This is a genomic window from Hippea jasoniae, from assembly GCF_000744435.1.
In the GTDB taxonomy this organism is placed as follows: Bacteria; Campylobacterota_A; Desulfurellia; order Desulfurellales; family Hippeaceae; genus Hippea; species Hippea jasoniae.
Window position 1 is genome coordinate 46,637 of the sequence record NZ_JQLX01000017.1, and the last position, 21,028, is coordinate 67,664.

The window sequence follows — 21,028 nt, forward strand, 5'->3', positions numbered from 1 at the left end:
TTACCGCGAAAAGATGGAGTAGATAGAACCATCCCTTGATACAACAAAAAGCCTATTGCAACATAAAGCAAACGGGGAGCTTATATCATCATCGATATCAACAATGTCAAGTACATCCCCTCTTAAGTTATCCAAAGCAACAAGCCTACCCTGATCTGTTATTGCATAAAGCACCTTTCCCACCAATTTTATTGCAAAGATGTTGCCCTTTGCAGTGATTCTCTTTTTCCAGATCGTTTCACCATTTGAATTGTCAAGACAATAAATATAACCGTTTTCGTCTGCTACATATACACCAAAAATATTCAGCTGCAGATTTGCATATGTTGACAGCTTTCTTTTCCATAAAACATTACCTTCATCGGGATTAACAGCTTCTATATACCCTCTTGTTGATGCAATATAAACAGCCTGATCGTTTTTAACAGGTGTAGAATCGCAATCGATAAACATCGTGCCTTTTGAAGCCTGAACCTCCCAGACTAAATCCCCTTTATATGAAATCTTATCAATACTGCCATCATCAAAACCTACATAAATACCATCCATACCAAAAAGCATGCCGCTTATGCCCCTTATATCAAGCATATTAAACTCACCGTGTAAAAACTTCCACTCTATAGATAAATCTGCAGGGTTTAAGCAGTATATAATGTCATTTTCTGTGCCAACATACAGTTTGCCTTTAACATAATAAACCTTCATAACAGGAAAGCCAAAAGACTTTTTTGCAATAATCTTACCGTTTGATGAGATTTTAAAAAGAATGCCCCTGTTTGAGCCAACATAAATGCTTTCTCCATCAAAGGCAATATTGGATTCAATAGGCTGATCAATTTCTGCAATGAGTTTTTTTGAACCAGTTTGTGCGTCAATCTCATATATCTCACCATCAAGATTACCGATAAACGCCTTTTTATCAAAAAAATTCAGACCCACTCTGTATCCTATATCGTCAACATTTGTTATTTTTTCATAATCAACAGGTGGTGCAAGCGGCTGAGTAAAATGCTCATACTTTTCAACATGTAAAATGAACTCTTTAGAACCTGAGCATGATGCTACAAACGCTGCAGCAAACAACACCAAAAGTAGTTTAGCGATTCTTTTCATCGTATCTCCTTTTCAATAAACGCTCCAGAAGCTCTTCTGCATTAAAAAGCGTTTTTTTGACTTCATTTTCATCCATTCCTGCACCCATTAACACAACTTTTGCAAATTGATCATCTATTAAATTATGCGGTGAATGGGTGTCGGTATTTAAAACACATTTAGCAGCGTGTTTTTTTGCCATTTTATAAACATGCCCGTTTGTAAAACTGTGGCCGCTTCTTGCGGAAATTTCAAGGTATACACCGTTTTTGGCAGCAAGTTTGGCATCCTCTTCTTCAATTAAACCCGGATGAGCTAAAACATCGCAATCTGCTTCTATAGCCGCTTTGTTTGTACCTTTTTTAACAGGCTCAACGGGGCTTTCGCCATGAACAACAACAATTTCGGCACCCAGACTGTAAGCTTTTTTTACTGCATCAGCTACAAGCTCAGGTGGAACATGGGTAATTTCAACACCAGCAAAAACATACAAACCAAAATACTTCTCAAGTCCCCCAACAACCTTAAGCAAATTTTTTATAATAAATTCCATATTGGAGAAATCCGCATGATCTGTAAATGCAATGGCGCTGTAGCCTATCTCTTTTGCTCTCCTTGCAAGCTCAGAAGGTATCAGCTCACCATCGCTAAACAGTGTATGCGTGTGCAAATCTATCATAAGCAAATTTTAAGTTCTTGTAGTTTTACTGTCAAGCTTATTTATTGACACCTAATTAAGCTATAGTTATAATGCTTAAAAGACAAAAAAGGAGGGAAACATGTCAAACATGGAAAAAGATGCTCAATCGATGGCAAATTACGATGATGTATTCAAAAACTTTGGCAGCGGAGACATCATAAAAGGTAAGGTAATAGACATTAGAGGAGAGGATGTTTTCGTTGATATAGGTTACAAGTCAGAAGGCATAATCAAGCTGAAAGAGTTTGAGGATGATGAGGGAAACATCAATGTAAAGATCGGTGATGAGGTTGAAGCACTGTTTTTCAATAAAACCGATGATGATGGTTTTGAGATTTTATCAAAGGCAGCAGCTGACAGAATCAGGGGATGGCACAGGGTAGTTGAGGCTTATAAAAACAACGAAACAATAAAAGGAAGGATTAAAAACTTAGTCAAGGGTGGATTTACAGTTAAAATAGACGGATTTTTGGCTTTTTTGCCAGGCTCTCAGGTTGAGATTAAACCTGTTAAAAACTACTCTGCCTATGTGGGTAAAGAGTTCGAATTTAAAATTGTAAGCATCAACGAAGCCAAAAGAAACGCTGTTGTTTCAAGGCGCATATTACTTGAAGAGGAAGAAAGAAAAAGACAAGAAGAAATATGGCAGAAGGTTAAAGAGGGCGCTGTCTTAAAAGGCAAGGTTAAAAATATCACAGATTATGGTATCTTTGTGGATCTTGGCGGTGTGGACGGACTTGTGCATATAACCGATATGAGCTACAGCAGAATCTCCCACCCTTCGGAGATGGTTTCAATAGATGATGAAATTGATGTAAAGGTTATAAAAATAGAGGAAGACAGGGATAAGAAAAAGGTTTATCTGGGCATGAAGCAACTCACAAAGGATCCATGGGAAGATATAGATGATAAATTTAAAATTGATGATGTAGTGAAGGGTAAAATCGTTAACATAGTCGACTACGGTATCTTTGTTGAGCTTGAAAAGGGTATTGAAGGACTTGTGCATAAAAGTGAAATAACCTACGATAAGTTCCCTTATAAACTTGAAGAGTTATATAAAATTGGCGATGAGGTTGATGTTAAGATTACAAATATAGACAAAGAAAACAGGCGTATGTCGCTGTCCATAAAACAAACCAAACCCTATCCGTGGGAATTGGTCGATGAACTGTTCAAAGTGGATGATGTAGTTGAAGGCATAGTCACAGGCATTAAGGACTTTGGTGTGTTTGTGAGACTGGCAGAAGGTATAGAAGGTTTAATCCATGAAAACGACCTCTCATGGGATAAAGATGAGAAGCCACAGCTGAATATAGGAGATAAAATCAAAACAAAGGTGTTAAACATAGAAAAGGATAAGGAAAGAATAGCGCTGGGCTTAAAACAACTTATGCCCAATCCATGGGATGAGGTGGATAAAAAATACGCTGTGGGTGATGAATTAGAGGTTGAGGTTGTTAGCGTAAAACCGTTTGGAAGTTTTGTGAAACTTCAGAAAGGCATAGAGGGTCTTGTGCCAAAGAGCGAATACAACAACATAGAACCCAAAAAGGGGGATAAGGTAAAAATCAGGATTCTTCGCATAGATAAAGACAAAAGAAGACTCATATCGACCTTTATAAAGTAAAATAAGACCTTATGCTGAAAAAGGTTATAAAATACGCCATAATAGGTTTCTTAGCGTTATTTGTTTTTAATATGGTGTATTATCTATTTTCAAAACCACCCAATGTAGCTGTCATTAAACTTACAGGTGTTATATCAACAAAAACAGCCGATGATTTTATTAAAAACCTAAAAAAAGCGCAACATGACCCAAATATCAAAGCTATCCTGATAAAAATCAACTCACCCGGTGGTGATGCCTGTGCCAGCCAGCGTATCTACCTTGCCTTAAAAAACACAAAAAAATTCATTGTGGCATTGATTAAAACGATCGGGGCAAGCGGTGCATACTTTGCAGCATGTGGTGCAGATAAAATTGTAGCTTATCCAACATCTATTGTGGGCAGTATCGGTGTTATTTTTGAAACATTAAATTTCTCAGAACTTGCAAAAAGGGCTGGAGTAAATCTATTTGTCGTTAAAACAGGGAAGGTTAAAGATTTTGGCAATCCTTTCAGAAAACCCGATAAACAGGATATAAAAATGATCTATTCTGTTTTAGAAAGTATTTACAATCAATTTTTAGAAGCCGTTTCAACTGCCCGCCATATACCAATAGATAAGCTCAAATCCTATGCAGATGGTAGCGTTTTTAGTGGTAAACAGGCAAAGGCATTGAAATTAATAGACTCAACAAAAGGTATTGATGCAGCAGAAGGCTTCATAAAGCAAAATACAGGTATAAAACATATTAAAACAACCTTAATTGAAAACAAAAATCCATTTGACAGAATGGTTGAAAGCTTTTCTTTCCTAAACTATCTATCTGAACTTACCTATCCAACTTTTAAGGCAATCTATCAATGATTAAGCTAAATCTCATTAAACACAACCTGCCTGAAAAAATAGATATACCCGAAAAATACAAAAAAACAAAAAAGATTGCTTTAGGTGTAGCTTTAGCTTTAATTGCAATATTCCTGATTATCGGCTCCTATCAAACCCTAAAACTTTTCAAAAAAGTTAACAAAATCACCGTTGTTAAACCAAAAATAGAAAAACAGATTGCAAAAAAGAAAACAATAAAACCAAAACATGAACCCAGCATACATGTAAAAACTCCAAAAACACAACCAGAGGGAAACAAAAAATCAAAAAAGGAACAGAAAACCAAGAAAGAGGAAGTAGAAAAACTGATAAAAAAGAGTGAAAGTGCCCCGATCTTTAGTATTGAGGTAGCATTTACAACAATCCCCAAAAAACCAAAACCTGACAATACAACAAAACTACTGCCGCCGCTTCCTGCTCAATTTACCATTAAACAGCCAAAACCCAGACCAAAACAAAAACCACTACCAATTTATACAGTAACCATTAAAACCTCAAATCCCTCTGTGGCTATAAGAATATTAAAATCCAATAAAATAGGATATAAACTTTCAAAGAAAGCTATCACAAAAGGCTTTGTGTATGATGTTTATGTGGGTGGTCTTACAAGCTACAATGCAACATTAAAATTTGCAAAAGCCCTCAAAGCAAGGGGTTATAATGTTTATGCAATAAAAAATATAAACCTTCTATACTACTGTTTAATTGATAAATCCGTTGAATCTCAAAAGAAATTAGCTTACAAAAAAGCCTGGTCAAAAACCGTTTTCAAAATCATATTCAAAGCAAAACCCAAAAAGAGCTTTATCTGGTATATACGATTTTCAACACCATCAAAGGCAATCATTAAAACCTTGAAAAAATACGGCTATTACCCTATAATCAAAACGGTAAAAAACGGGGCGTAGCGCAGCCTGGATAGCGCACTTGAATGGGGTTCAAGTGGTCGGAGGTTCAAATCCTCTCGCCCCGACCATCTCTTTTAAAGAAAGCATAGAAAAATAGCAGCGTTATACCGATTGTTATAAAGCTATCTGCAAGGTTGAATGCAGGGTAATGGTATTGTTTTATATGAAAATCCAAAAAATCAACAACATAACCCTTAAAAACTCTATCGTATAGATTTCCCAGATCTCCTCCACCCAAAAGTGAAAGTGCAAAAATATAAATGCCATTTCTATCCTTAGAAAAGACAATCAGCCATAACACAACAAAAAAAACAACGCCACTGATTGTGCATAACGCTATGCGGCGTAGATTTTCGGGTAAATCAGCAAGCAATCCAAAAGCAATACCTTTGTTTTCCAAATGCACGATATTAAAAAAACCCTTTATCACCTCAATGGAACCATTTAATGTTAAATGATGTGATATATATAACTTTGTAAAGTAATCAGCTATAAAAAAAAGGAGTATCAAAGATACTCCTTTGATTGCCTTTGTGTCCATCCACTACTCTGCTGATTTTTCTACAAACTCCACAATCGAAACGGCTGCAGCATCACCCTTTCTAAAGCCCAATTTAATCCTTCTAACATAACCGCCGTTTCTTGTGGCAAACCGTGGAGCGATATTGTCAAATAATTTTCTCACAGCTTTTTTGTTGTTGTTCAACTTAGCCAAAGCCTTTCTACGGGAGGCAAGAGTGTCGTTTTTTGCCATTGTAATCAACTTGCTTATAAACCTGACAAGCTCCCTTGCCTTGGCATCTGTGGTTTGAATCCTCTCATTCTCAATCAATGCAATTGCAAGGTTTCTCAATAAATGTTTTCTTCTTTCTGAATCGATACTTAATGTTTTGTATCCCTTTCTATGTCTCATTGCCCTCTCCTTCTTTGGCTTTTATCATATTTTCTATCGTCTCAAGCTGCTTTTGCGTAAAACTCATACCGAGCTCTAAGTTTAGCTGGGCAAGAGCATCCTTAATCTCTTTAAGTGACTGTTTGCCAAAATTCTTGGTGTTTAGAAGCTCTGCATCTGTTTTCTGAACAAGTTCATAAATATACCTAATTTTATGAGCTGCAAGACAATTTGAAGCCCTTACATTGAGTTCAAGCTCCTCAATTGGTTTAAGAAGAGCCTCGTTAATTTGTTCTTCCTGCTGTGTTGAGGTTTGCTCTTCCATCGAAACCTTTCTGAAGTCTCCAGCAAAAATAGATATGTAATTACCAAGAATAAAACTTGCTGTTTTCAAAGCATCCTGAGGCGTAACAGTTTTATCCGTTTCTATCTCAAGAATCAATCTTTCGTAGTTATAATAATCTTTCGTTGTGCTTTTATCCACATGATATGAAACCTTTACAATTGGCGAAAACAATGCATCGATAGGTATATATCCCATATCTGTATTGACCATTTCATAATTTGCCTGTCTGTAGCCTATACCCTTTTCAAGGTAAAGCTTTGCTTTAAATTCAGCATCATCCATCAGCTCTGCAATATAAGCATCCTGACTAACAACCTCAACCTGTGCAGGTGTTTGGATATCCGCAGCCGTAATAATTCCGGGGCCTTTCTTTTCTATATACGCCTCAGCTCTTTCAAAATCATCCGTAAGGGCCTTAAATCTCATATGTTTGAGATTCAATATAATGTTTAAAACATCCTCTTTGACACCCTCTATTGTGCTAAATTCATGCTCCACACCTTCTATTTCCACACCCACAACGGCAACACCGGGTATCGAAGATAACAAGATCCTCCTCAAAACGTTGCCAATGGTTATAGCATAACCCTCATTTAAAGGATCCAGTATAAATCTTCCAAACTCATCTGAAACCTTATCTATTTTTACCTCTTCAGGCAATGTCAGATACTTAAAAACGCCCTTCATTTTGCTTCCCTTCGTTATTTTTTATTTAGAGTACAACTCAACAATGGCGTTTTCGTTGAATGGTGGCTGTACATCATCTCTTGTTGGAATGTCAGCAAATGTAGCCGACACATTATCCATATCAACAACAATCCACGAAGCAGATGATCTTCTTGCATTCTCCTCAAATCTCTGTTTGAACTCCTCTTTGGATTTCATTTTATCTGAAACAGATACAACATCCCCTTTTTTGACAAGATAAGAAGGGATATTTACCTTTTTGCCGTTCACTTTGATATGGCCATGCGCAACAAGTCTCCTTGCCTCTCTTCTTGATGATGCAAAACCAGCCCTGTAAACAACATTATCAAGCCTGCGCTCAAGTAAGATAACAAGATTTGCACCTGTTTCACCCTTCTGGCGCTTTGCCTCTTCAAAATACCTTCTAAACTGACGCTCTAAAACTCCATATACCGCTTTGGCTTTTTGTTTTTCGGCTAAATGCAGAGCATATGATGATAACTTCCTTCTTGTATTTCTGCTTTTTCCGGGTGGATAAGGCCTTCTTTCAAAGGCACACTTATCGGTAAAGCATCTTTCACCTTTTAAGAAAAGCTTAACGCCCAATGCTCTACATCTTCTACATGCAGGTCCAGTATATACAGCCATACTTTAGTCTCCTTATACCCTTCTTCTTTTAGGTGGTCTACACCCGTTATGTGGAATAGGTGTAACATCTTTAATAGACTTAACCCTTAACCCTGCTGACTGAAGAGATCTGATAGCCGTCTCTCTTCCGGGACCAGGTCCTTTTACCCTGACATCGATCTCTTTCATGCCCATTGCCATTGCCTTCTTGGCAGCACTTTCGGCTGCAAGCTGGGCGGCAAACGGGGTTCCCTTCCTTGTGCCTTTAAAACCAGCATCGCCAGCAGAAGACCAGCACAATACATTTCCATCTTGATCGGTAATAGTTACTATCGTATTGTTAAATGTAGCCTGAATATGTGCTATACCACTTACGACATTTCTCTTGACCTTTTTCTTTTTCCTAACCGTTTTAGCCATCTACGCTCATCTCCTTTTATTTTCTACCTACGGTTTTCTTCTTACCTTTTCTGGTTCTTGCATTTGTTCTCGTTCTCTGACCTCTTACAGGCAAGCCCCTCCTGTGCCTTAAACCTCTGTAATTACCAAGATCCATTAAAGCCTTGATATTCATTGCCACTTCTTTTCTTAGCTCACCTTCAACCTTATAATCAGCAATAACGCTCCTTATACGTTGAATCTCCTCAGGTGTTAGCTCGTGTGTTCTTTTGTCAGGATCAACATTAGCTTTTGAGAGAATCTCTAAAGAACGCGTCCTGCCAACACCGTAGATGTAGGTTAAAGCGATAAAAATCTTTTTGTTCCTTGGTAATTCAACTCCAGCAATTCGTGCCACTTAAACCTCCATTAACCCTGTCTTTGTTTATGTTTAGGGTTTTCGCATACAACCCTTACAACACCTTTTCTTCTTATAATTTTACATTTAGGACAAATCTTCTTCACAGATGGCCTAACCTTCATTTCAAACCTCCGCTTCCTATTTATACCTATAGACTATTCTGCCACGTTCAATACTGTATGGAGAAAGCTCAACCTTAACCTTATCTCCAGGCAAAATCTTGATGAAATGCATGCGCATCTTCCCTGCAACATGAGCAAGTACAATATGACCGTTTTTCAATTTTACACGAAACATTGCATTGGGCAATGCCTCTACAACCTCTCCATCAACAGAAATACTCTTTTCCTTAGCCATTACCTACCTCACTTAAGATAAACGGACCTTCATCTGTAATTGCCACTGTATGCTCAAAATGAGCAGATGGTTCACCGTCAGCTGTAACAACAGTCCACTTATCCTTTAAAACTTTTACCCTCCAGGTGCCGGCATTAATCATAGGCTCGATAGCTATAACCATCCCAACCTTTAACAGAGGACCTCTAAAATTCTTATCCGGCACATAGTTGGGCACCTGCGGATCTTCATGTAAGTTTCTACCAATCCCATGACCCACATAATCCCTGACAGCAGAAAAACCAAAGCTCTCTACATAACTTTGAATAGCCTCAGAGATGTCGTAAAGAAAATTACCCGCTTTTGCTGAAGCGATGCCGCGATAGAGTGCCTCTTTTGTAACCTTCATCAGCTTCTTTTTCTTTTCATCTATATTTCCAACAGCCACGGTAATTGCCGAATCACCATACCATCCATCATAAACAAGACCAAAATCAAGGCTTATTATATCTCCCTCTTTCAAAACCCTCTTTTTTGAGGGTATACCGTGCACTACTTCTTCATTAATCGATGTACACAGCGATTTAGGAAAGCCACCGTAGCCTTTAAAGGCGCATTTAGCATGCCTCTTTTTGGCTTCTTTTTCGGCTACTTCATTTAAATACTCGGTGGTTATACCAGGTTTTACCTCATTTTTCAAGATGTTAAGTATTTCGCCAACCATCTGGTTGACCCTATACATCTTTTCTATTTCTTCTTTGCTTTTAAGTAAGATCATTTCAGCACTTCTTTTACCCTTTCAAAGATCTCTTCGATCTCACCCATTCCATCAACAACAACAAGTTTACCGCTATTTTTATAATAATAGATTAGAGGCATCGTTGATTTCTTGTAAACCTCAAGTCTGTTTCTAACAACCTCTTCTTTATCATCGTCACGCTGAATAAGCTTCCCGCCACACTTGTCGCAAACACCGTCTTCTTTAGGAGGGTTATACTTTATATGATAAACAGCACCGCAGCTTTCGCATACCCTTCTGCCGGTTAGGCGGGATATAATCTCCTCTTCAGGAACATCTATAAGCAACACTTTATCAAGATTTAAACCGTTCTTTTGGAGCATTTCATCAAATGCTTTGGCCTGAGCGGTTGTGCGTGGAAAACCATCAAGTATAAAACCGTTTTTACAATCCTCCTGCTTTATTCTTTTTTCCATCATATCAATAATAATATCATCAGGCACAAGCTCACCTTTATCCATGTAGGCTTTTGCCTTTTTACCCAGCTCTGTTTGCTCTTTAACCTCTTTTCTTAAAATATCACCCGTTGAAATCTGAGGAATATTATACTCTTTGGAAATCAATACACCCTGCGTACCCTTGCCAACACCGGGTGCTCCAAGCAGAATCAAAATCATTCTATCCCCCTACCTCGTCCTTCTGTTTTTCAAAAATCCTTCGTAATTTCTCATATACAGATGAGCCTGAATCTGCATGATCGTATCCAAAGCAACCTGTACAACGATCAACAGCGCCGTTCCACCAAAATAAAACGGCACATTAAACTTTCTAATTAAAATCCAGGGTAGCACACATACAAAAGATAAGTATATTGCCCCACCAAATGTAAGCCTGTCTAACACCCAATCGAGATACTGTGCGGTATATTTACCCGGCCTTATACCCGGAATAAAGCCGTTATTTTTCTTTAAGTTATCCGCAATCTCTTTTGGATTAAACACTATAGCTGTGTAAAAATATGCAAAGAAAAAGATCAATGCTATATAAACAACACTATAAACAAGGCTTCCAGGCATAATGTAATCAGAAACTCTCTTTAAAAACGGAATATTGACTATCTTTGTGATTGTTACAGGAAACAGCAGAATTGATGAAGCAAAGATTGGAGGAATAACACCCGAAACATTGATTTTTAACGGTATATAGCTGGTCTGTCCGCCATAAAGCCTTCTTCCAACCATTCTTCTTGGATACTGGACAGGAATCCTTCTCTGGGCAAGCTCCACAAACACAACAAAGGCAACCACAGCTATAGCAACGGCAAATATAACAAGCAGCGATAATACGCTCATCTCGCCTGCGCTAACAAGCCTGAATAAATTACCTAACGCTGCAGGCAATCTTGCCACAATACCAGCAAAAATCAATAGCGATATACCGTTTCCGATACCCCTTTCTGTAATTTGCTCACCAACAAACATCAAAAACACGCTACCTGCCGTCATTGTCATCGATGTAAACAATACAAAAGGCAAACCGTGCCATATTACAACAGGCGCACCACCTGGTCCATGCATCGATTGCAAACCAATTGCAATACCCAATCCCTGGAGAAATGAAATAATAACCGTGCCGTAGCGTGTATACTCCGTAATTTTCCTTCTGCCTGCCTCACCCTCTTTTTTTAACGCTGCAAGTTCAGGACTTACAGCTGTTAACAACTCTATAATAATAGCAGCTGAAATATAAGGCATGATACCAAGTGAGATGATACTAAAGTTCTTGATAGCACCGCCAGAAAACAGGTTAAACAAACCCAGTGCTGTGCCTTTTGCCTGCTCAAAGATCACAGCCAATACATGGGGATCAACTCCAGGTGTAGGCACATGGGCAGCAATTCTAAAAACAAGAAACATCAAAAAGGTAAAGAATAATCTCTTATTCAGCTCAGGAACATTAAAGATATTGGAATAATCTTCCTTCACTGTAATACCTCTACTTTACCACCAGCTTTTTCTATCTTTTCTTTGGCTGTTTTTGAGAATGCATCAGCAATAACGGTTATAGCTTTTGTTAATTCACCGCCACCAAGGATTTTAACAGGTTTATTGCCCTTTATAAGCCTGTGCTCAACAAGGTAATTTATATCAACAAGATCGCCATCTGAGCAATACTTTTCAAGTTTATCGACATTCACAATCTCATACTCAACTCTAAAGGGATTCTTAAAACCCCTTTTTGGTAGGCGTCTGTAGATAGGTGTCTGTCCGCCTTCAAAATAAGCCGGTTTTGCACCGCCAGACCTTGCCCTTTCACCCTTATTACCCTTGCCAGCTGTTGTGCCCCAGCCAGAACCGTCTCCTCTACCTACCCTTTTTCTTTTTTTAACTATTTGCGGCAGTTCATAAAGTTCCATATCTTACACCTCTCCTATAATTCTTCAACTTTTACCATAAAGGAAATTTTCTTAATCATTCCTCTTATGTAGGGTGAATCTTTCCTTATTACAAATTTATTTGGCCTTTTCAAACCCAAAGCAATTGCCGTTTTTCTTATTGAAGGTTTTTGACCAATTAAACTTCTTGTTAGAGTAATTTTCAGATCAGCCATTTTCCACCTCACTTAAGTCCTCTTACTTTGAAGATTTCATCCTTATCTCTCAATAAACTCAACGCTTTCAATAGAGCATGGGAAAGATTGTACACATTATTAGAACCAATAGACTTTGTAACAATATTTCTGATGCCGCACACCTCTAATATTGCCCTTGCTGTGTTACCGGCAATAATTCCCGTACCTGGCCTTGCTGGTTTAATCAAAACCCTGCCGGCACCCTCTTTGACCTCAAGCTGATGAGGAATCGTGCCATCTTCTGTTATAGGAACCGTAATCAAATTCTTCTTTGCCTTCTCTATTGCCTTTTTAATAGCCTCTGGAACCTCATGTGATTTACCAAGTCCAAGCCCCACTCTTCCGTTTTTATCACCAACTGCTACTAAAGCAGAAAATCTAAATCTCCTTCCGCCTTTAACAACCTTGGTAACCCTCTTTATAGTTATAACCTGCTCTTCAAACTCTTTCTCAACCGCCATAACCACCACCTCTAAAATTTAAGTCCGGCTTCTCGAGCGCTTTCTGCTAAAGCCTTCACTTTACCGTGATAGATATATCCGTTTCTATCAAAAACAACCTTATCTATACCTTTCTCTAAAGCCTTTTTTGCTATAGCCTCACCAACAACCTTTGCCGATGATATATTGCATCCCTTTACCTTATCCCTTAAATCGATATCCAATGTCGATGCAGATACAATTGTTTGCTGGGCTTCATCGTCAATAATTTGAGCATAAATATGATTGAGGCTTTTATATACGCACAATCTTGGTCTTTCTTTAGTTCCTCTGATTTTGTATTTAATTCTGAGTTTTCTTCTTTTTCTTTCGGCTTTTCTATCTATTTTTGCCATCTACATACCCCCATTATTTGCTTGCAGCCTTACCCATTTTTCTTCTGACATATTCGCCTTTGTATCTAATGCCTTTACCCTTGTAGGGTTCTGGTGGTTTGATAGCCCTAATCTGGCTTGCCACAAGTCCTACAAGCTGCTTATCTATACCCGATACAGTTATCTCAACGCCCTTTTTATCAACCTCAACCTTAACACCATCAGGCACATTGTAAACAACATCGTGAGAAAAACCAACGGTTAAGGTTAGCTTATTACCGCTTGCTTGAGCCTTATATCCAACACCCTCAATCTGCAAAACCTTTGAAAATCCCTTTGAGACACCCTCAACTGCATTATTGATAAGGCTTCTGTAAAGCCCATGCATAGCTTTGGCTTTCTTTGAATCGTTAACAGACTTTATATAAATAAATTTATCGTCCTTTTCTACACTTACATAGTTGCCATCAAAACCCTGACTTAACTGACCCTTAGGTCCTTTAACAAAAACCTCTCCATCTTTAATCTGAACCTCTACCCCTGCTGGAATAGGGATAGGTTGTCTTCCTATCCTTGACATTACTACCTCCTATTAAAATACCTCACAGATGTATTCACCGCCAATGCCAAGCTTCTTGGCTTCCTTTGTTGTCATTACACCCTTTGAAGTGGATATGATGCCAATGCCCAGACCGTTCATTACAGGCTTTATCTCATCAGCAGATATGTAAATCCTTCTGGAAGGCTTGGAAACCATCTTCATAGACATAATAACCGGCTTCCTTTTGTTCTCGTCAGCGTATTTTAAAAATACTCTGACGATATTTCTACTACCAACATTATCCAGCTTTTTGTAGTCTGATATATAACCTTCCTCTTTTAAAATCCTGCACACATTCTCAACAAGGTTATTACTTGCTACATCAACATACTCATGCTTTGCTTTAAGCCCATTCTTAATCTTAGACAAGCAATCTGCTACCTTCTTACTCATACGCCACCTACCAACTTGCCTTTTTTACGCCAGGAATTTCGCCTTTACCGGCCAATGTCCTAAAACATACTCTACAAATACCGAATTTTCTTATATATCCCCTTGGTCTCCCGCAGATCTGACATCTGTTTCTGGCCCTTACCTTAAACTTTGGGGGCCTTTTTGATTTCTCTATCAGAGCTTTTCTTGCCATACTCTCCCCTCTTAATTGGATTTTCTAAACGGCATACCAAATGCCTCAAGTAAAGCTTTAGCCTCTTGGTCGGTTTCGGCTGTCGTAACAATCGTGACCGATAAACCATGAATCTTTGCAATCTTGTCGTAATTGATCTCAGGGAAAATCAACTGCTCTGTAATTCCCAGTGTGTAATTACCCCTGCCGTCAAAACCTTTAAGCGGCACACCCCTGAAATCCCTGATACGCGGAATGGCAAATGAAATAAATCTATCTAAAAACTCATAAGCCCTGTCCCCGCGCAAAGTTACCTTACAGCCAATAGGCATACCTTTTCTTAACTTAAAGTTTGCAATAGACTTTCTTGCCCTGGTAATCACGCCCCTCTGACCTGTAATAATTGCAAGCTCATCTAAAACACTTTCTAACAGCTTGATATCGTGCATACCCTCAGCAAGTCCCACATTCACAACGATTTTTTCAATCTTTGGAACCTGCATAACATTTTTATATGAAAACTCTTTCATCAAGCGAGGAATTATTTCTTCCCTGTAGATTGTCTTTAGCCTTGGAATGTACTTCTCAGACATTAATCATTCCTCCTTAGATTGTCCCACCGCATTTTTTGCAGTAGCGCACCTTTTCGCCACTCTCTAATAAACGAATCCCTACCCTTGTGGGTTTATTGCAGTGGGGACATACAAGCATAACATTGGAAATATGGATAGGTGCCTCTTTTTCAATTATTCCACCCTTTGTCGTGGCCGATGCCTTTACATGTTTTTTAACAATATTGACACCTTCCACAATCACCCTGTTTTTCTCTCTTACAAACGAGATAATTGTTCCCTCTTTACCCTTATCCTTACCTGCTATAACCTTAACCTTATCGTTTTTCTTTAGCTTTGTTCTTATCCTGTTCATTACAGCACCTCTGGAGCAAGTGATATGATCTTTGTAAACTCTTTAGCCCTCAACTCTCTAACAACAGGACCAAAGATTCTTGTGCCTATAGGCTCTTTCTGGTTGTTAATCAGAACAGCAGCGTTTTCATCAAACTTTATATATGTGCCATCGGGGCGTCTAAACTCTTTTTTTGTTCTAACAACAACGGCTTTTACCACATCACCCTTTTTAACTTTGCCGTTTGGGTCAGCCTCTTTAACAGAAGCCACAATAATATCTCCAACGCGAGCATATCTTTTTCTTGTACCGCCTAAAACCTTAATACACATTATTCTTTTTGCGCCTGAGTTATCGGCAACCTTTAACATCGTGTATGGCTGTATCATTGCTCATCTCCCAAACCAATATATTTCTCGGTTATTTCAAGCAGCCTAAAGTGCTTATCTTTTGATATTGGTCTGCACTCTATAAACTTTACCCTATCGCCTTTTTTTGCCTGGTTTTTCTCATCGTGAACCTTAAATTTCTTTCTTCTCTTTATATACTTATGGAACTTTGGATGCTCAACCAGTGTTTCAACCTCAACAACGATGGTTTTATCCATCTTATCGCTAACAACAATACCTTCTTTAATCAACTTACTCATGACTGCTCACCCTTCTTGAGTTTCTCGTTTTTTACCGTGAGAACCCTCGCAAGGTCCTTTCGCAAATTCCTTATTTTGTGAGGATTATCCATCTGCTCAAGACCCTTTCTCATGTTGAGTTTGAATATCTCCTCTCTAAGTTTTCTTTCCTCTTCCATCAATTCCTTCAAACTCATCTTTCTCAACTCTGCTGCTTTCATGTCCATTCACTCCGTTTGACAAATTTCATTTCGATATTGAACTTCTGAGCTGCAAGCGTAAACGCTTTTCTTGCTAATTCTTCACTAACACCGCCAATCTCATAAAGGATTCTGCCGGGTTTTACTATGGCAACCCATTTTTCAATAGAACCTTTTCCCTTACCCATTCGGGTTTCTGCCGGTTTTTTTGTTAAAGGAAAATCGGGAAAGATTCTAATCCAGATCTTACCCTGATGTTTAAGCACCCTGTTGATTGCAATCCTTGCTGCCTCGATTTGTCTGTTTGTTACCTCACCTCTGCCCACAGCTTTTAAACCGTAATCGCCGAAGGCAAGCGTTGTGCCCCTTTTTGCTATCCCTCTTACGCCATTTCTGTTTCTTTGATATTTTCTATACTTGGTTCTTTTTGGCATTAACATAGCTATCCCACCTTTCCTTCTTTATGGTGATACCATTCCATTAAAAACCCAGACCTTTATACCAATAACACCAGCCTGAGTTAAGCTTTCAGCAAAACCGTAATCGATGTCAGCCCTTAGTGTGCTCAAAGGCACCCTACCTTCTTTTATCCACTCGGTTCGTGCCATTTCGGCACCGCCAAGCTTTCCAGAAACCTGTATTTTAATACCTTTTGCGCCTTTTTTCAAGGCAAGGTAGGCTGCTCTTTTCATTACCCTTCTGTAGGGCATCCTTTTTTCAATCTGCAGGGCTATATTCTCTGCTATGAGCTGGGCATCCTTTTCTGGAGCAGGCACATCCTTTACATTGATTGTAACATTGGAGTTTGTAAACTGCTTTATGAACTCTTTGAGTTTTTCAACCTCAGAACCTTTTCTACCAATAATGATGCCGGGCATTGCAGCATAGATATTTATGGTCATCTTATTTCTCTTTCTCTCTATTTCGATTTTTGAAATACCGGCGTAGTAAACCCTCTTCTTTATTGCCCTTTTTATCTTTTGATCCTCTAAAAACTTATCTTTAAAATCACGCTCAGCATACCAACGAGAAGTCCAGGTCTTCGTTATACCAAGCCTTAAACCAATAGGGTTGACCTTCTGACCCAAAACCCACCTCCTACTTACCTATAATCACGGTTATATTACTTGTTCGTTTAATAATTCTGCCTGCTCGACCCATAGCTCTTGCCCTGTATCTCTTCATCCTTATGCCATCGTTTGCAATAACATTGATTACTCTGAAACCATCGATATCCATACCCTGCTCAAGTGCATTAGCAACGGCAGACTCAATCAACTTCTTAAGTATAAATGCTGCCTTTCTCTTTGAGTATTTCAACAGCACCAGTGCCTCATCAACACTTTTTCCTTTGATTAAACCTATAACAGCCCTGACTTTAATCGGTGATATTTTAGCGCTTCTTAAAAATGCCCTTGCTTCCATATCTCACCAACCCTTACTTTCCTATTTTCTTTTGAACCACACCTTTGTGGCCTTTAAATGTTCTTGTTGGAACAAATTCACCCAGCTTATAACCGACCATATTTTCTGTCACATAAACAGGCACAAACTTTTTACCATTGTGAACTGCAAATGTAAAACCTACAAATTCAGGAATTATTGTGCTTCTTCTGGACCATGTCTTGATCATGGTTTTTTTACCGCTTGCCTTCATCTTTTCAACTTTCTTTATAAGTTTCTCATCGACAAACGGCCCTTTTTTTAAACTCCTTGGCATAAATCACAGCCTCCTATTTCTTCTTTCTTCTTGTGACTATAAACTTATCGGTTCTCTTGTTGTGGCGGGTCTTGTAACCCTTTGTAGGCACACCCCACGGTGTAACTGGTGTTCCGCCAGTTCCTGTCTTACCCTCACCACCGCCATGTGGGTGGTCGATCGGGTTCATCGCAACACCTCTTACCTGAGGCCTGAAACCCCTATGCCTCATCCTGCCTGCCTTGCCCCAGTTGATATTTGAATGCTCAGTATTACCCACCTGACCAACTGTGGCATAGCAATTAACATGTATCAGCCTCATCTCGCCGCTTGGCAGTTTAATATGGGCATAATTGCCCTCTTTTGCCATAATTTGAGCCATACTCCCTGCACTTCTTGCAAGCTGGCCACCGCCACCAGGTTTTAACTCAATATTATGAATAATTGTACCAACAGGTATATTTTTGATCGGCAATGCATTGCCAACCTTAATTTCAACATTATCTCCAGCCTCAATTACATCACCCACATTTAATCCAACCGGAGCAATAATGTATCTTTTTTCACCATCCCTATATGCAATTAAAGCAATCCTTGCGCTTCTGTTTGGGTCATACTCTATAGCCTTAACAACCCCAGGAATTCCTCTTTTATCCCTTTTAAAATCGATAATTCTGTAAAATCTTTTTACCCTGCCACCTCTACCTCTAACACTTACATGACCGTAACAATCCCTTCCTGCATGGTATTTTAATATCTTTATAAGGGACTTCTCAGGCTTCTTCTTTGTTATCTCTTTAAAATCGGAAACACTGGCAAATCTCAAGCCGTTCGTTACCGGTTTATATACCTTGATACCCATCGCTCAACCTCTTTCTTAAAGTTCCTTAAGTGTCTGGCCTTCTTTTAGTGTAACAATAGCCTTTTTAATATCAGGCCTTTTCCCCTTTATACCCTTAAAAACCTTTCTTTTCCCTTTAACATTAATTACATTAACCTTTTCGACCTCTACACCAAAAAGCTCCTCAACCGCTTTTTTTATCTCAACCTTATTTGCTTTTTTATCAACAACAAATACATACTTGCCTTCTTCTTGAACCCCAAAAGCCTTCTCAGAAATAACTCTTCCCTTTAAGATACTCCATTTATCCATTGGCTATTCTCCTGTTCAATTTATCTACAACGCTTTTTGGTATAACGATGTTTTTAAACCTCAACACATCATAGGTGTTAAGTGTATCTATATTTCTAACCTCAATACCTTTCAAATTTCTCAACGACAGATAGGCATTCTCCATACCTTTTTCTAAAACAAACAACGCTTTATTAAGCTTCAAAGCATCAACAAGTTTCTTTGCCTCTTTTGTTTTTGGAGCTTCAAAGTTTAGTTCATCCACAACAATCAAACCACCTTCTTCGATCCGTTGAGATAAAGCCTCAATAAATGCAAGCCTCTTTTCCTTTTTGTTCATCTTCAAATCGTAATCTCTGGGTTTTGGGCCAAATATTACGCCACCACCAACCCACAGAGGTGATCTAATAGAGCCAGCCCTTGCTCTACCTGTACCCTTCTGTCTCCATGGTTTTTTGCCACCACCAGATACCTCACCGCGTGTTTTTGTGCTTACAGTTCCCTGACGCCTGTTCATAAGCATAGTTCTAACAACGCGGTTAAATAAAACACCCTTGTTCTTCACCTCTTTTGGTTGAATATCGATCTCTATATCGCCAACAACCTGACTTTCTCTGTTAACTACCTTTACCTTCATCTTTTAGTTCCCCTTTTTAATTATATTGACATAACCACCCTTGGAACCAGGAACCGCACCTTTGATAGCAATCAACTTTTTCTCTGGATCAACATAAACAACTTCAAGGTTCTTAACGGTCACTCTCTCATTACCGTAATGACCAGGCATCTTTCTTCCCTTTACAACTCTGCCTGGGAATTCGCAGTTTCCAATTGAGCCAACCCTTCTGTTAAACATCGATCCGTGGCTATCAGGACCTCCATGAAAATTATGTCTCTTCATAACACCGCTAAAACCTCTACCCTTCGTATAGCCAATCACATCAACTATTTCACCCTTTGAGAAAATATCTACCTTAATTGAATCTTTAACCTTGAATTGATCAGGATTCTCAACCCTGAACTCTTTAAGCATCTTTTTAGGAGACACACCCAACTTTTTAAATACGCCAAGCTGAGGCTTTGTAAGCCTTTTTTCCTTGGTATCGATGAAACCCACCTGAATGGCAGAATAACCATCCTTATCGGATGTTCTAATTGCCGTTATTACACCTTCCTCAGCCTCAAGGATGGTTACAGGAATCGCTTTTCCATCCACATAAAGCTGAGTCATCCCCAACTTCTTAGCAATTAAACCCAACATCTATCTCTCCCACCTCATAATTTATTAATCAAGAAACAGAGGAACCCCTTCTAAGGGGTTCTTATTTCCATTTGATATTTCTTACAGCTTAACTTCTATATCAACTCCTGCTGGCAAATCGATTTTCATTAAGGCATCAACTGTCTGTTGAGATGCCTCAACGATATCCAGCAATCTTTTATGCGTTCTGATCTCAAACTGCTCCCTTGATTTTTTGTTTACATGTGGTGACCTCAATACTGTATATCGAGAAATCTTGGTTGGCAAAGGAATTGGTCCCTTAACCTTCGCTCCGGTCTTTTTAATAACCTCAATAATATCCTTCACAGAGCTATCAAGGAGGTCAGACTCAAAAGATTTAAGTTTTAGCCTGATTCTCTGTTGTTCCATAGCTACCACCCTCTTACTCCAATATCTCCGTTATTACACCAGCACCTACTGTTCTACCGCCTTCCCTGATAGCAAAGCGTGTCTCTTTCTCTAAAGCAACAGGTGCAATGAGTTCAACGGTTAGCTCAACATTGTCTCCTGGCATGACCATCTCAACGCCTTCTGGTAGTTTGATTGTGCCTGTTACATCTGTTGTTCTGATGTAGAACTGAGGTCTGTAGCCATCAAAGAATGGTGTATGTCTTCCACCTTCATCCTTTGTAAGAACATAGACCTGAGCTTTGAATTTCTTGTGTGGTGTGATGGAGCCTGGTTTGGCTAAGACCATACCTCTTTCAACTTCCTCTTTCTTGATACCCCTTAGAAGCACTACTACATTGTCTCCTGCTATTGCCTCATCAAGGATCTTTCTGAACATTTCAAGGGAGGTTGCAACGGTTTTTCTTGTCTCTCTGAAGCCTACGATTTCTACCTCTTCACCGGGTTTGAGTGTTCCTCTTTCTACCCTACCTGTAACAACCGTTCCCCTTCCTGAGATGGTGAAGATATCCTCAATGGGCATAAGGAATGGTTTGTCTG

38 protein-coding genes and 1 tRNA gene are annotated in these 21,028 nt (G+C 38.9%); 4 read left to right on the top strand and 35 right to left on the bottom strand.

What is annotated here, in order from left to right:
- Positions 1–1,113, bottom strand: coding sequence for an outer membrane protein assembly factor BamB family protein (locus tag EK17_RS08320; protein ID WP_035589614.1), 1,113 nt, complete (start codon positions 1,111–1,113; stop codon positions 1–3).
- On the bottom strand, positions 1,097–1,771 hold the full coding sequence (locus tag EK17_RS08325) for a histidinol phosphate phosphatase domain-containing protein (protein WP_035589616.1): 675 nt from the start codon (positions 1,769–1,771) through the stop codon (positions 1,097–1,099). Before EK17_RS08325 ends, EK17_RS08320 begins: the two co-directional genes overlap by 17 nt.
- Before the next feature lie 100 nt (positions 1,772–1,871).
- Between EK17_RS08325 and EK17_RS08330 the strand changes: the two genes are divergently transcribed.
- From EK17_RS08330 to EK17_RS08345, 4 genes are all read left to right on the top strand, one after another.
- Positions 1,872–3,422, top strand: coding sequence for a 30S ribosomal protein S1 (locus tag EK17_RS08330; RefSeq protein ID WP_051904541.1), 1,551 nt, complete (start codon positions 1,872–1,874; stop codon positions 3,420–3,422).
- A gap of 11 nt (positions 3,423–3,433) precedes the next feature.
- Entirely contained in the window at positions 3,434–4,267 is an 834-nt protein-coding gene (gene sppA / locus EK17_RS09170) for a signal peptide peptidase SppA (protein ID WP_051904542.1), read from the top strand.
- Entirely contained in the window at positions 4,264–5,196 is a 933-nt protein-coding gene (locus EK17_RS09305; RefSeq protein WP_084675136.1) for a hypothetical protein, read from the top strand. The genes sppA and EK17_RS09305 overlap by 4 nt, the downstream gene beginning before the upstream one ends.
- Positions 5,187–5,264: transfer RNA gene (locus EK17_RS08345), tRNA-Pro, on the top strand. Before EK17_RS09305 ends, EK17_RS08345 begins: the two co-directional genes overlap by 10 nt.
- Here EK17_RS08345 and lspA read toward each other — a convergent pair.
- From lspA to EK17_RS08510, 33 genes are all read right to left on the bottom strand, one after another.
- The gene (gene lspA / locus EK17_RS09310; RefSeq protein ID WP_084675137.1) at positions 5,243–5,737 is read right to left on the bottom strand and encodes a signal peptidase II; all 495 of its coding nucleotides are present in this window, start codon (positions 5,735–5,737) and stop codon (positions 5,243–5,245) included. The two genes, EK17_RS08345 and lspA, sit on opposite strands and share 22 nt — an antisense overlap.
- A gap of 3 nt (positions 5,738–5,740) precedes the next feature.
- On the bottom strand, positions 5,741–6,109 hold the full coding sequence (gene rplQ / locus EK17_RS08355; protein WP_035589622.1) for a 50S ribosomal protein L17: 369 nt from the start codon (positions 6,107–6,109) through the stop codon (positions 5,741–5,743).
- Positions 6,099–7,121 (bottom strand): DNA-directed RNA polymerase subunit alpha, encoded by a 1,023-nt coding sequence (locus EK17_RS08360; protein WP_035589624.1) that lies wholly within the window; start codon positions 7,119–7,121, stop codon positions 6,099–6,101. The genes rplQ and EK17_RS08360 overlap by 11 nt, the downstream gene beginning before the upstream one ends.
- Before the next feature lie 21 nt (positions 7,122–7,142).
- The gene (rpsD, locus tag EK17_RS08365; protein WP_035589626.1) at positions 7,143–7,769 is read right to left on the bottom strand and encodes a 30S ribosomal protein S4; all 627 of its coding nucleotides are present in this window, start codon (positions 7,767–7,769) and stop codon (positions 7,143–7,145) included.
- A 12-nt stretch (positions 7,770–7,781) separates the two neighbouring features.
- The gene (gene rpsK / locus EK17_RS08370; protein WP_035589628.1) at positions 7,782–8,168 is read right to left on the bottom strand and encodes a 30S ribosomal protein S11; all 387 of its coding nucleotides are present in this window, start codon (positions 8,166–8,168) and stop codon (positions 7,782–7,784) included.
- A 16-nt stretch (positions 8,169–8,184) separates the two neighbouring features.
- A complete protein-coding gene (gene rpsM / locus EK17_RS08375; protein WP_035589630.1) occupies positions 8,185–8,544 on the bottom strand; it encodes a 30S ribosomal protein S13 in 360 nt (119 codons plus the stop codon).
- 11 nt (positions 8,545–8,555) lie between these two features.
- Positions 8,556–8,669, bottom strand: coding sequence for a 50S ribosomal protein L36 (rpmJ, locus tag EK17_RS08380; RefSeq protein ID WP_025270558.1), 114 nt, complete (start codon positions 8,667–8,669; stop codon positions 8,556–8,558).
- Positions 8,670–8,685: 16 nt separating this feature from the next.
- Positions 8,686–8,904 carry a translation initiation factor IF-1 gene (gene infA / locus EK17_RS08385; RefSeq protein ID WP_035589632.1) on the bottom strand — a complete coding sequence of 73 codons (219 nt, stop codon included), beginning with the start codon at positions 8,902–8,904 and terminating at the stop codon, positions 8,686–8,688.
- Entirely contained in the window at positions 8,897–9,661 is a 765-nt protein-coding gene (gene map, locus EK17_RS08390; protein WP_035589635.1) for a type I methionyl aminopeptidase, read from the bottom strand. The genes infA and map overlap by 8 nt, the downstream gene beginning before the upstream one ends.
- Positions 9,658–10,299: an adenylate kinase gene (locus tag EK17_RS08395; protein WP_035589637.1), complete on the bottom strand. Its 642-nt coding sequence runs from the start codon at positions 10,297–10,299 to the stop codon at positions 9,658–9,660. Before EK17_RS08395 ends, map begins: the two co-directional genes overlap by 4 nt.
- A gap of 9 nt (positions 10,300–10,308) precedes the next feature.
- On the bottom strand, positions 10,309–11,607 hold the full coding sequence (gene secY / locus EK17_RS08400; protein ID WP_035589640.1) for a preprotein translocase subunit SecY: 1,299 nt from the start codon (positions 11,605–11,607) through the stop codon (positions 10,309–10,311).
- A complete protein-coding gene (gene rplO, locus EK17_RS08405; RefSeq protein ID WP_035589642.1) occupies positions 11,604–12,038 on the bottom strand; it encodes a 50S ribosomal protein L15 in 435 nt (144 codons plus the stop codon). Before rplO ends, secY begins: the two co-directional genes overlap by 4 nt.
- Before the next feature lie 14 nt (positions 12,039–12,052).
- On the bottom strand, positions 12,053–12,232 hold the full coding sequence (gene rpmD, locus EK17_RS08410) for a 50S ribosomal protein L30 (protein WP_035589715.1): 180 nt from the start codon (positions 12,230–12,232) through the stop codon (positions 12,053–12,055).
- An 8-nt stretch (positions 12,233–12,240) separates the two neighbouring features.
- On the bottom strand, positions 12,241–12,714 hold the full coding sequence (rpsE, locus tag EK17_RS08415) for a 30S ribosomal protein S5 (RefSeq protein WP_035589644.1): 474 nt from the start codon (positions 12,712–12,714) through the stop codon (positions 12,241–12,243).
- An 11-nt stretch (positions 12,715–12,725) separates the two neighbouring features.
- Positions 12,726–13,088, bottom strand: coding sequence for a 50S ribosomal protein L18 (gene rplR / locus EK17_RS08420; protein ID WP_035589647.1), 363 nt, complete (start codon positions 13,086–13,088; stop codon positions 12,726–12,728).
- A 13-nt stretch (positions 13,089–13,101) separates the two neighbouring features.
- Positions 13,102–13,647, bottom strand: a complete 546-nt coding sequence (rplF, locus tag EK17_RS08425) for a 50S ribosomal protein L6 (protein ID WP_035589649.1) — start codon at positions 13,645–13,647, stop codon at positions 13,102–13,104.
- A gap of 12 nt (positions 13,648–13,659) precedes the next feature.
- Positions 13,660–14,061: a 30S ribosomal protein S8 gene (gene rpsH, locus EK17_RS08430; RefSeq protein ID WP_035589651.1), complete on the bottom strand. Its 402-nt coding sequence runs from the start codon at positions 14,059–14,061 to the stop codon at positions 13,660–13,662.
- 7 nt (positions 14,062–14,068) lie between these two features.
- Positions 14,069–14,254, bottom strand: a complete 186-nt coding sequence (locus tag EK17_RS08435; protein ID WP_035589654.1) for a type Z 30S ribosomal protein S14 — start codon at positions 14,252–14,254, stop codon at positions 14,069–14,071.
- An 11-nt stretch (positions 14,255–14,265) separates the two neighbouring features.
- Positions 14,266–14,811: a 50S ribosomal protein L5 gene (gene rplE, locus EK17_RS08440; protein WP_084675138.1), complete on the bottom strand. Its 546-nt coding sequence runs from the start codon at positions 14,809–14,811 to the stop codon at positions 14,266–14,268.
- 28 nt (positions 14,812–14,839) lie between these two features.
- The gene (rplX, locus tag EK17_RS08445; RefSeq protein WP_035589658.1) at positions 14,840–15,160 is read right to left on the bottom strand and encodes a 50S ribosomal protein L24; all 321 of its coding nucleotides are present in this window, start codon (positions 15,158–15,160) and stop codon (positions 14,840–14,842) included.
- A complete protein-coding gene (gene rplN, locus EK17_RS08450) occupies positions 15,160–15,528 on the bottom strand; it encodes a 50S ribosomal protein L14 (protein ID WP_035589661.1) in 369 nt (122 codons plus the stop codon). The genes rplX and rplN overlap by 1 nt, the downstream gene beginning before the upstream one ends.
- A complete protein-coding gene (gene rpsQ, locus EK17_RS08455; protein WP_035589663.1) occupies positions 15,525–15,788 on the bottom strand; it encodes a 30S ribosomal protein S17 in 264 nt (87 codons plus the stop codon). Before rpsQ ends, rplN begins: the two co-directional genes overlap by 4 nt.
- Entirely contained in the window at positions 15,785–15,988 is a 204-nt protein-coding gene (gene rpmC, locus EK17_RS08460) for a 50S ribosomal protein L29 (protein WP_035589666.1), read from the bottom strand. Before rpmC ends, rpsQ begins: the two co-directional genes overlap by 4 nt.
- Positions 15,985–16,407, bottom strand: coding sequence for a 50S ribosomal protein L16 (gene rplP, locus EK17_RS08465; RefSeq protein ID WP_035589669.1), 423 nt, complete (start codon positions 16,405–16,407; stop codon positions 15,985–15,987). Before rplP ends, rpmC begins: the two co-directional genes overlap by 4 nt.
- Positions 16,408–16,428: 21 nt before the next feature.
- Positions 16,429–17,055 (bottom strand): 30S ribosomal protein S3, encoded by a 627-nt coding sequence (gene rpsC, locus EK17_RS08470; RefSeq protein ID WP_035589671.1) that lies wholly within the window; start codon positions 17,053–17,055, stop codon positions 16,429–16,431.
- A gap of 10 nt (positions 17,056–17,065) precedes the next feature.
- Positions 17,066–17,392 (bottom strand): 50S ribosomal protein L22, encoded by a 327-nt coding sequence (gene rplV / locus EK17_RS08475; protein ID WP_035589673.1) that lies wholly within the window; start codon positions 17,390–17,392, stop codon positions 17,066–17,068.
- Positions 17,393–17,405: 13 nt separating this feature from the next.
- Entirely contained in the window at positions 17,406–17,687 is a 282-nt protein-coding gene (rpsS, locus tag EK17_RS08480; RefSeq protein ID WP_035589675.1) for a 30S ribosomal protein S19, read from the bottom strand.
- Positions 17,688–17,700: 13 nt separating this feature from the next.
- Entirely contained in the window at positions 17,701–18,528 is an 828-nt protein-coding gene (rplB, locus tag EK17_RS08485; RefSeq protein WP_035589677.1) for a 50S ribosomal protein L2, read from the bottom strand.
- A gap of 15 nt (positions 18,529–18,543) precedes the next feature.
- On the bottom strand, positions 18,544–18,819 hold the full coding sequence (rplW, locus tag EK17_RS08490) for a 50S ribosomal protein L23 (protein WP_035589679.1): 276 nt from the start codon (positions 18,817–18,819) through the stop codon (positions 18,544–18,546).
- Positions 18,812–19,435, bottom strand: a complete 624-nt coding sequence (gene rplD, locus EK17_RS08495) for a 50S ribosomal protein L4 (protein ID WP_035589682.1) — start codon at positions 19,433–19,435, stop codon at positions 18,812–18,814. The genes rplW and rplD overlap by 8 nt, the downstream gene beginning before the upstream one ends.
- Before the next feature lie 3 nt (positions 19,436–19,438).
- On the bottom strand, positions 19,439–20,059 hold the full coding sequence (gene rplC, locus EK17_RS08500; protein WP_035589684.1) for a 50S ribosomal protein L3: 621 nt from the start codon (positions 20,057–20,059) through the stop codon (positions 19,439–19,441).
- An 81-nt stretch (positions 20,060–20,140) separates the two neighbouring features.
- Entirely contained in the window at positions 20,141–20,449 is a 309-nt protein-coding gene (gene rpsJ, locus EK17_RS08505) for a 30S ribosomal protein S10 (protein ID WP_035589687.1), read from the bottom strand.
- 13 nt (positions 20,450–20,462) lie between these two features.
- Positions 20,463–21,028 (bottom strand): EF-Tu C-terminal domain-related protein (locus EK17_RS08510; protein WP_035586583.1); only part of this gene is annotated, 566 nt, incomplete at its 5' end.

What these genes read in the sequence shown, in the direction of transcription:
- rplR (WP_035589647.1), bottom strand. Translation starts at nt 13,088, where the DNA reads ATGGCAAAAATAGATAGAAAAGCCGAAAGAAAAAGAAGAAAACTCAGA.
- rpmD (WP_035589715.1), bottom strand. Translation starts at nt 12,232, where the DNA reads ATGGCTGATCTGAAAATTACTCTAACAAGAAGTTTAATTGGTCAAAAA.
- EK17_RS08395 (WP_035589637.1), bottom strand. Translation starts at nt 10,299, where the DNA reads ATGATTTTGATTCTGCTTGGAGCACCCGGTGTTGGCAAGGGTACGCAG.
- rplF (WP_035589649.1), bottom strand. Translation starts at nt 13,647, where the DNA reads ATGTCAAGGATAGGAAGACAACCTATCCCTATTCCAGCAGGGGTAGAG.
- rpmC (WP_035589666.1), bottom strand. Translation starts at nt 15,988, where the DNA reads ATGAAAGCAGCAGAGTTGAGAAAGATGAGTTTGAAGGAATTGATGGAA.
- rpmJ (WP_025270558.1), bottom strand. Translation starts at nt 8,669, where the DNA reads ATGAAGGTTAGGCCATCTGTGAAGAAGATTTGTCCTAAATGTAAAATT.
- EK17_RS08325 (WP_035589616.1), bottom strand. Translation starts at nt 1,771, where the DNA reads ATGATAGATTTGCACACGCATACACTGTTTAGCGATGGTGAGCTGATA.
- rpsQ (WP_035589663.1), bottom strand. Translation starts at nt 15,788, where the DNA reads ATGAGTAAGTTGATTAAAGAAGGTATTGTTGTTAGCGATAAGATGGAT.
- map (WP_035589635.1), bottom strand. Translation starts at nt 9,661, where the DNA reads ATGATCTTACTTAAAAGCAAAGAAGAAATAGAAAAGATGTATAGGGTC.
- rplQ (WP_035589622.1), bottom strand. Translation starts at nt 6,109, where the DNA reads ATGAGACATAGAAAGGGATACAAAACATTAAGTATCGATTCAGAAAGA.
- rplN (WP_035589661.1), bottom strand. Translation starts at nt 15,528, where the DNA reads ATGATACAGCCATACACGATGTTAAAGGTTGCCGATAACTCAGGCGCA.
- EK17_RS08435 (WP_035589654.1), bottom strand. Translation starts at nt 14,254, where the DNA reads ATGGCAAGAAAAGCTCTGATAGAGAAATCAAAAAGGCCCCCAAAGTTT.
- rpsD (WP_035589626.1), bottom strand. Translation starts at nt 7,769, where the DNA reads ATGGCTGTATATACTGGACCTGCATGTAGAAGATGTAGAGCATTGGGC.
- rplC (WP_035589684.1), bottom strand. Translation starts at nt 20,059, where the DNA reads ATGTTGGGTTTAATTGCTAAGAAGTTGGGGATGACTCAGCTTTATGTG.
- rplV (WP_035589673.1), bottom strand. Translation starts at nt 17,392, where the DNA reads ATGGAAGCAAGGGCATTTTTAAGAAGCGCTAAAATATCACCGATTAAA.
- rpsE (WP_035589644.1), bottom strand. Translation starts at nt 12,714, where the DNA reads ATGGCGGTTGAGAAAGAGTTTGAAGAGCAGGTTATAACTATAAAGAGG.
- rplX (WP_035589658.1), bottom strand. Translation starts at nt 15,160, where the DNA reads ATGAACAGGATAAGAACAAAGCTAAAGAAAAACGATAAGGTTAAGGTT.
- rplD (WP_035589682.1), bottom strand. Translation starts at nt 19,435, where the DNA reads ATGAAGGTAAAGGTAGTTAACAGAGAAAGTCAGGTTGTTGGCGATATA.
- infA (WP_035589632.1), bottom strand. Translation starts at nt 8,904, where the DNA reads ATGGCTAAGGAAAAGAGTATTTCTGTTGATGGAGAGGTTGTAGAGGCA.
- sppA (WP_051904542.1), top strand. Translation starts at nt 3,434, where the DNA reads ATGCTGAAAAAGGTTATAAAATACGCCATAATAGGTTTCTTAGCGTTA.
- rplB (WP_035589677.1), bottom strand. Translation starts at nt 18,528, where the DNA reads ATGGGTATCAAGGTATATAAACCGGTAACGAACGGCTTGAGATTTGCC.
- rpsK (WP_035589628.1), bottom strand. Translation starts at nt 8,168, where the DNA reads ATGGCTAAAACGGTTAGGAAAAAGAAAAAGGTCAAGAGAAATGTCGTA.
- rplO (WP_035589642.1), bottom strand. Translation starts at nt 12,038, where the DNA reads ATGGAACTTTATGAACTGCCGCAAATAGTTAAAAAAAGAAAAAGGGTA.
- rpsS (WP_035589675.1), bottom strand. Translation starts at nt 17,687, where the DNA reads ATGCCAAGGAGTTTAAAAAAAGGGCCGTTTGTCGATGAGAAACTTATA.
- EK17_RS08330 (WP_051904541.1), top strand. Translation starts at nt 1,872, where the DNA reads ATGTCAAACATGGAAAAAGATGCTCAATCGATGGCAAATTACGATGAT.
- lspA (WP_084675137.1), bottom strand. Translation starts at nt 5,737, where the DNA reads ATGGACACAAAGGCAATCAAAGGAGTATCTTTGATACTCCTTTTTTTT.
- rpsH (WP_035589651.1), bottom strand. Translation starts at nt 14,061, where the DNA reads ATGAGTAAGAAGGTAGCAGATTGCTTGTCTAAGATTAAGAATGGGCTT.
- EK17_RS09305 (WP_084675136.1), top strand. Translation starts at nt 4,264, where the DNA reads ATGATTAAGCTAAATCTCATTAAACACAACCTGCCTGAAAAAATAGAT.
- EK17_RS08320 (WP_035589614.1), bottom strand. Translation starts at nt 1,113, where the DNA reads ATGAAAAGAATCGCTAAACTACTTTTGGTGTTGTTTGCTGCAGCGTTT.
- rpsJ (WP_035589687.1), bottom strand. Translation starts at nt 20,449, where the DNA reads ATGGAACAACAGAGAATCAGGCTAAAACTTAAATCTTTTGAGTCTGAC.
- rplP (WP_035589669.1), bottom strand. Translation starts at nt 16,407, where the DNA reads ATGTTAATGCCAAAAAGAACCAAGTATAGAAAATATCAAAGAAACAGA.
- EK17_RS08360 (WP_035589624.1), bottom strand. Translation starts at nt 7,121, where the DNA reads ATGAAGGGCGTTTTTAAGTATCTGACATTGCCTGAAGAGGTAAAAATA.
- rplW (WP_035589679.1), bottom strand. Translation starts at nt 18,819, where the DNA reads ATGGATAAATGGAGTATCTTAAAGGGAAGAGTTATTTCTGAGAAGGCT.